The following is a 6267-nucleotide window of genomic DNA, read 5'->3' on the forward strand; positions in this document are numbered from 1 at the left end:
GGCCGCCGGGGACGGGGAGCAGGGCGACAAGCCCACCGCGCCCTGGTGGCCGGAGGACGGGCCGGATGCCGGCCGCTACTGGCATCTCGACCAGAGCGACAAGGTCCCGGACCAGGGCTGGTACGACATCGAGACCGGCGAAAAGCTCGACAGCGCCCCCTGGCTGCTGAAGCCCGGCGGCGGGTGACCGCCCGGCCGGATGCGTCCCTGTCTTTAAGAGCGCCGATCCTCCTGCCTCTCCTCCCCAGGCTTGACCCGCGGGCACGGGAGAGGTCGGAGGCGCTTGCGCCTCCGGGTGAGGAGGTTTTGTCGAGGCCTGGGCCGCACCCGGTCCCGCTGCGCGGGCCTAGCCTCTCCCGCCAGGCGAGACCTTTTCAGAATGAATAGCCGAAGCGATCCCTTTCTAGTCCCCCCTCCCCTCGCGGGAGGGGGCTAGGGGGAGGGGGTTGTCGAGGACAAGCTCCGCGAGAATGGGCTCAGGAAACGACGTCGCGGGTGGACCGGATCGTGGGCGGCTCTGGCGGCGCGAACCCCCTCCCCCTACCCCCTCCCGCAAGGGGAGGGGGGACTCTTTTGCTTTCGTCGCGAGCGTCCGGGACGATCCGGGGAATTCTGAAAAGGTCCCGCCAGGCGGGAGAGGCAATCTGTTCGTAGCCCCGCCGCTCGATGGCTGGATGCCGTGGCTTTGCGGAAGGGCGCGCGACAGGGCGGCAGCCGGGATCGGGCTGCCGCCTTGCAGGTCAGAGCACGAAATCGACGGCCACGAGGGCGATGGTGCCGGTGAGGCCGATGTGGAAGTCGCTGATCCTGTCGCCATCGACGTCGCCGGCGATGGTGGTGATACCGCCGTTCACGGCATAGCGCAGTTGGCCGGCGACCCCGGTGTAGAGGCCGGTGCCGATGAAGCTGAAGGCCTGGTCGCCGGCAACGGCGGTGTTGGCGTCGATCAGGTGCAGGTCGATGCGGTCGGCCTCGGCATGGCTGAAATCGGTGATCCGGTCGGCCCCGGCCCCGACCACGCTGTCGCCGAGGGCGGTGAAATAGTAGCGGTCGGCCCCGGCGCCTCCGGTCAGGGTGTCCTTCCCGGCCCCGCCCACGAGGGCGTCGTTGCCGGCCCAGCCCTGCAGCGTGTTGGCGCCGGCATCCCCCTCCAGCCCGTCATTGGCCTGGCTGCCCGAGAGGTTCTCGATACCGGTCAGGACATCGCCCTGGGCGAAGCCGCCGCCGCCCTTGCCGGTCACGAGGCTGACCGAGACCGCAACCGAGCTCTCGAAATAGCTGGCGGTGTCGATGCCGGCGCCGCCGTCGAGCGTGTCGCCCCCCGCCCCGCCGCGGAGCACGTCGTTGCCGTCGCCGCCGGCCAGGCTGTCCCAACCGTTGCCGCCCTCGACCACATCGTCGCCGCTGTCGCCGAAGAGATAGTTGTCGTCGGCGCCGCCGGTGAGGCGGTCGTTCCAGTGGCTGCCATACAGCAGCTCGATATTGCGGAGGGTGTCTCCCTCCGCCTCGCCGCCGCTGCCGAGCCCGGTGGCGAGGTTGACCGTGACGCCGCTGGCCGAGCCGAAATAATGGGCGGCATCGCGGCCGGCGCCGCCGTCCAGGACGTCGGCGCCCAGCCCGCCGGTCAGGGCATCCAGGCCGTCGCCGCCTTCGAGGATGTCGTCGCCGGCCTGGCCTTCGATGGAGTCGTGACCCGCGCCGCCCTGCAGCCGGTTGGACAGGGCGTCGCCCCAAAGAGTGTCGTTGAAGCCGGATCCGACCAGCGCCTCGATGCCCGCCAGCGTGTCGCCCGCCGCATCACCGCCAAGGTTGGGAGCGGCGCCGGACAGGTAGACGCGCACGGCGGCGGCGCTGGTGCTGTAGTCGGCAATGTCGAAGCCGTCGCCGCCGTCCAGCGCATCCGCGCCGGCGCCGCCGATCAGCGTGTCATCGCCGGCCAGGCCGCGCAGCACATCGTCCTCGGCGCCGCCGTCCAGCCGGTTGGCCGCGGCGTCGCCGGTGATCTCGTCCCAGTACTGGCTGCCGACGACGTTCTCGATACCCTGATAGGTGTCGCCGGCGTCGTCATGGAACCCGCCGCCGCGCCCGGCCGAGAGGTCGACCAGGACGTTGCCGATCGAGGCGGCGTAGCTGACCGTGTCGATGCCGGCGCCGCCATTGATCGAATCGGCGCCGAAATCGCCGTAGATGACATCGTCGCCGTCGCCGCCGATCAGCGTGTCGATGCCCACGCCGCCCTCCAGCCGGTCGTTGCCGGCGCCGCCGTCCAGCATATCGTCGCCATGATCGCCGATCAGGACATTGGCGACGGCGTTGCCGGTGATGATGTCGGCGCCCCAGGTGCCGGTCACGTTCTCGATGCCGATCAGCGTGTCGCCGGCGGCCAGGCCGCCCTGGCCCTGGCCGGTCAGCAGATTCACGGTGACGGGGAGGCCCGCGGGGCTGTCGCCGTAGGACACGGTGTCGATGCCGGCACCGCCGTCGAGCTCGTCGGCCCCCGCGCCGCCGAGAAGAGAGTCGTCGCCGGCGGCACCGACCAGGATGTCGTTTCCGCCCCCGCCGCTCAGGAGATTGGCTCCGCCCGTGCCCGTGAGCCGGTCGTTCCATTCGCTGCCGAAGAGATCCTCGATCGCGGTCAGCCGGTCGCCTTCCGCATCGCCGCCGGACCCGGTCCCCGCGACCAGATCGACGACGACACCGGCTGTCGAGCCGGAGTACGAGGCGGCATCGGTGCCGGCGCCGCCGTCCAGACCATCGGCACCGGCACCGCCGGACAGGCTGTCTCTGCCGTTGCCGCCGAACAGCGCGTCGTCGCCCCCGCGGCCATAGAGATAGTCGTCACCTTCGAGGCCGAGGATGGTGTCCGCCTCGCTGGTGCCGTCGATGACGTCGTGATCCGGAGTGCCCTCGAAATACGCCATGTCGAAATCCTTCCCGGCCCCAGGCCGCGATCGTGTCAAAGCGGCAGGCGTATAGGCGGGGATGGGGGCGGCACTGTGGCCGCTTGACGGGCGAATTGCGGCGTCCGGCTATTCCGGCCGTGGGCGCTCCAGCAGGATCACCGTGTGGTCCTTGTAGGTCGGGCGGCCGATCTCGCGGTAGCCGCGGGCGGCGGCCAGGCACAGCGACGGGGCGTTCTCCTCGTCGATGATGCAGACGCTGCGCGCCCAGCCCCGGGCATCGGCCCAGGCCAGCGCGGCGCGCACCGCCTCGCCGCCCAGGCCCCGGCCATGGGCCCAGGGCGCCAGCACCCAGCCGGCCTCCGGCGCGCCGTCGAAGCCCGGCCCGATGCCGCGGTGGAAATCGGCGAAGCCGACATCGCCGACGAAGCGGCCGGTGGCACGGTCGCGTACCGCCCAGTAGCCGAAGCCCAGCAGCCCCCACAGCCCGCCATAGCGCAGCAGCCGGGCCCAGCTCTCCTCCGCCGTCGAGGGGCGGCCGCCGATGAAGCGGGTCACCGCCGGATCCGCCCACATCGCCGCGAGGTCGTCGAAATCCTCCGCCCGGTGGGGGCGGAGAACCAGGCGCTCGGTCTCGATGGTGCTGTCGGTCGCTTCCTGGCTCGTCATGCTGTCGGTCCTTGGTGGTGCCGTCGCCCCGGCCTTCACCGTCATCGCGAGGCGCGAAGCGCCGTGGCGATCCAGGGGCCGGTGCCGCTGGATCGCCACGCCCCTGCGGGGCTCGCGATGACGGTTCAAAGTGGCCTGGCCTCAGTTCTTCGTCACCAGCCGGTAGTAGATCTGGTCGGTGGTCGCGCCGTTGGCGTAGCCGTGCACCGACTTCGCCATCGCCACCTGGCTGACCGCCTGGAACATGATCACGATCGGCGAGGAGGCCTGCACCTTGCGCTGCAGGTCGACATACAGCGCGTCGCGCTTCTGGGCGTCGCGCTCCTTCAGCGCCGCGTCGGTCTCGGCGCTCAGCTCCGGCACAAGCCAGGAATTGCGCCAGGTGGTGGTGCTCTGCGGCGACCCGTCGGCATTGTCGACATTGTAGGCGAAGGCGCCGGCATTGGAATGCGGGTCCATGAAGTCAGGCCCCCAGTACAGCAGCACCGCCTCGTGATTGCGGGCGCGGTACTTGGTGATCACCTGGCTGCCGGTGCCGGGCACCAGATCCAGCGTGATACCGGCCTGGGCGAAGGTCGATTGCAGCGACTGCGCGATCTCGGTGAAGGGCGGGCTGGAGATCACGTCCATCTTGATCGTCAGCCCGTCCTTGACGCCGGCCTCGGCCAGGAGGGCCTTGGCCTTGGCGACGTCCAGCGTGAACGGCGTGTCGTTCAGCGCGCCGGGGAAGCCCTCGGGCCAGAAGGCTTGGTGCACCTTCATCTGGCCGCGCAGGAAGCTCTTGGTCATGCCGTCATAGTCGACCAGGTACCGCACCGCCTCCCACACCTTCGGGTTCTGCAGCGCCGCCACCTTCTGGTTCAGGCTGAAGAAATGCACCGCCGCCTGCGGATAGGTGCCGATGGCGATGCCGTCCTTGCCCTCCAGCGCCGCCACCTGGTCCGGCGTCAGGTCGCGCGCCAGGTCGGCGTCGCCGGCCTCCAGCAGCAGGCGCTGGGTCGCCGGCTCGGCGACATGGCGGTAGATCACCGACTTCATCGCCGGGGCGCCGCGGAAATAGGCCGGGTTGGCGCGCAGCGCGATCGACTCGTTCGGCTTGTAGGCGCGCAGGGAGAAGGGGCCGGTGCCGGCCGAGTTCTGGCCCAGCCAGGCATTGCCCAGGTCGCTGTCCTTCGCATGCTCCGTCACCGTCTTCTCGTCGACGATCGAGCCGGGGCGGGAGGCCAGGACGTTCAGGACGAAGCTGGGGGCGAAGCTGCCGGTGGTGGTGACGGTGACCTCGGCATCGCCGGTCTTGCGCACCATCTGCGCGACATTGTCCGGCGTCCAGCCCAGCTGGGTCAGCAGGAAGGCTGGCGCCTTGTTCAGCTTCACCACGCGGGCGAGGGAGAACACCACATCCTCCGGCCGCACCGGGTTGCCGCTCTGGAAGGTCACGCCCGGCCGCAGCTTGAAGGTCAGGGTCTTGCCGTCGTCGGACACCGTCCAGCTTTCGGCCAGCCCGCCGACCAGCTTCTGCATGTCCTCGGCCTCGTACTGCACCAGCCGGTCATAGGTGTTGGTGACGATCTCGCCGGAGGTGAACTCATAGGCCTGGGCAGGGTCCAGGCTGACGATATCGTCGATGTTCTTGGCCACCACCAGCGCATCGGCCGGCGTCGCCGCGGCGGCGGGCAGCGGCGCCAGCAGGGCCGTTGCAAGGAGGGCGGATGTGAGGCTGCGCATATTGTGTCTCCCTGTTCGTTGTTCGCGATGTCGTCAGAGCAGCGCCGGCACCAGCAGCGGCGCCAGCCAGCGGCCGCGCTCGGCGGCGGCCTCGTCGTAGCGGCCTTCGGCGTCCAGCACGTTGACGGTGCCCAGCACCTTGCCGTCGTAGAGCACCGGGAAGTTCAGCACCGCGCCGCAGCCCAGCGAGCCGATCAGCTCGTGGTCCGGGAACACCTCGGCGATCTCGGCCAAGGTGCGGCCCAGGAACACTTCGCGCCGGCCGATCACCTGGGCCGACCAACGGTCTTCGTGCATCGGCTTGCGGCCGGTGACCGGATAGGACGCGGCGTCGTTGGTGTAGACCCGCTCCGCCTCCGCCGTGTCGGCGCGCAGCGCCATGATGGTGAACAGGCGATGGCCCAGCAGCGCCCGGTAGGCGGCGTCGGCGGCGCGGAACAGCGCCTGCGGCTGGCCGGGCTCGGCCTGGGCCGCGGCCAGAGCCGCCACGGCCTGGGCCACTTCCGGGTCGGTCAATGTCGTCATGGTTCGTCTCGCAATCGGTCGAAGATCGGGGCCGTCCCGGTCCACAGCACCCGGGTCCAGCCGTCATGGGCGTTGCTCCAGCGATGCGCCCGGCCCGCCGGATAGTGCAGGCTGTCGCCGGCATCGAGGCGGATGCTCTCCCCGCCGATGCCGACCAGCAGCGACCCTTCCAGCACGAAGGCGATCTCCTCGCCCTCATGCTCCACCGCCTCCGACGCGTAGCCGGGCGGCACGTGCACCAGCACGGCGTTCAGCGCCTGGCCGGGGAAGGCGGCGCTCAGCCGCTCGTAGCGGATGCGGTCGGGCGGCGCGTCGCCGATGGCGAAGACCGGCCGCTCGCCGCGGCGGGTCAGGCCGCTCGCCGGTCGCGGCGCAGCCAGGAAGGCGTCGAGCGGCACGCCCAGCGCGCCGGCGATGCCGGACAGGGCGCTCAGCGACGGCGAGGCCA

General features: G+C 70.6%; 5 protein-coding genes and 1 pseudogene. 1 reads left to right on the forward strand and 5 read right to left on the reverse strand.

What is annotated here, in order from left to right; genetic code table 11:
* Nucleotides 1–187: pseudogene (locus tag ABDW35_RS29905) on the forward strand (hypothetical protein); the annotation flags it as partial.
* Nucleotides 188–740: 553 nt separating this feature from the next.
* Here the strand turns inward: ABDW35_RS29905 and ABDW35_RS29910 are convergent.
* From ABDW35_RS29910 to ABDW35_RS29930, 5 genes are all read right to left on the reverse strand, one after another.
* A complete protein-coding gene (locus ABDW35_RS29910) occupies nt 741–2921 on the reverse strand; it encodes a calcium-binding protein (protein WP_343717497.1) in 2181 nt (726 codons plus the stop codon).
* 108 nt (nt 2922–3029) lie between these two features.
* Complete coding sequence (locus ABDW35_RS29915; protein WP_343717498.1) at nt 3030–3569, reverse strand: GNAT family N-acetyltransferase; 540 nt, start codon at nt 3567–3569, stop codon at nt 3030–3032.
* 141 nt (nt 3570–3710) lie between these two features.
* Nucleotides 3711–5294 carry an ABC transporter substrate-binding protein gene (locus ABDW35_RS29920; RefSeq protein ID WP_343717499.1) on the reverse strand — a complete coding sequence of 528 codons (1584 nt, stop codon included), beginning with the start codon at nt 5292–5294 and terminating at the stop codon, nt 3711–3713.
* Between the two features lie 33 nt (nt 5295–5327).
* Nucleotides 5328–5819 carry a GAF domain-containing protein gene (locus ABDW35_RS29925; RefSeq protein ID WP_343717500.1) on the reverse strand — a complete coding sequence of 164 codons (492 nt, stop codon included), beginning with the start codon at nt 5817–5819 and terminating at the stop codon, nt 5328–5330.
* A partial coding sequence (locus tag ABDW35_RS29930) for a cupin domain-containing protein (RefSeq protein WP_343717501.1) occupies nt 5816–6267 on the reverse strand: 452 nt, incomplete at its 5' end. The genes ABDW35_RS29925 and ABDW35_RS29930, both read right to left, overlap by 4 nt.

Origin of the sequence: Inquilinus sp., from assembly GCF_039594555.1 — a bacterium.
Lineage (GTDB): Bacteria > Pseudomonadota > Alphaproteobacteria > DSM-16000 > Inquilinaceae > Inquilinus.